The sequence below is a fragment of the Pseudomonas sp. KB_15 genome, from assembly GCF_052114525.1.
Classification (GTDB): Bacteria; Pseudomonadota; Gammaproteobacteria; order Pseudomonadales; family Pseudomonadaceae; genus Aquipseudomonas.
Window position 1 is genome coordinate 1 of record NZ_JBFREX010000167.1, and the last position, 515, is coordinate 515.

Genomic DNA, 515 nt, shown 5'->3' on the forward strand with positions numbered 1-515 from the left:
TTTTGAAAAAACTTCAAATAAATCAACACTTTATAAAAACCTGTGGCATAATGTGCCCCGCAACGAAGGTAAAGGGTGATTAGCTCAGCTGGGAGAGCGTCTGCCTTACAAGCAGAATGTCGGCGGTTCGATCCCGTCATCACCCACCACTTTCAACGCTACGCGCAGCGGTAGTTCAGTCGGTTAGAATACCGGCCTGTCACGCCGGGGGTCGCGGGTTCGAGTCCCGTCCGCTGCGCCATATTCGGTAACCTGGAACACTGAACGCCAGGTCGCCACGGAAAAGCCCGCTGATGCGGGCTTTTTTCTGCCTCAAGTTTGACTGTTGTTCCTGTGGGTTGCATCGTTTCACCGGTTTTTAGATTTTTTTGAAAAAACTTCAAATAAATCAACACTTTATAAAAACCTGTGGCATAATGTGCCCCGCAACGAAGGTAAAGGGTGATTAGCTCAGCTGGGAGAGCGTCTGCCTTACAAGCAGAATGTCGGCGGTTCGATCCCGTCATCACCCACCA

3 tRNA genes are annotated in these 515 nt (G+C 50.1%); all 3 read left to right on the plus strand.

Annotation, left to right across the window (positions count from 1 at the left end):
- Positions 1-73: 73 nt before the first annotated feature.
- Positions 74-149, plus strand: a tRNA-Val gene (locus tag AB4Z35_RS30260).
- Positions 150-164: 15 nt separating this feature from the next.
- Positions 165-241, plus strand: a tRNA-Asp gene (locus tag AB4Z35_RS30265).
- Between the two features lie 198 nt (positions 242-439).
- Positions 440-515, plus strand: a tRNA-Val gene (locus AB4Z35_RS30270).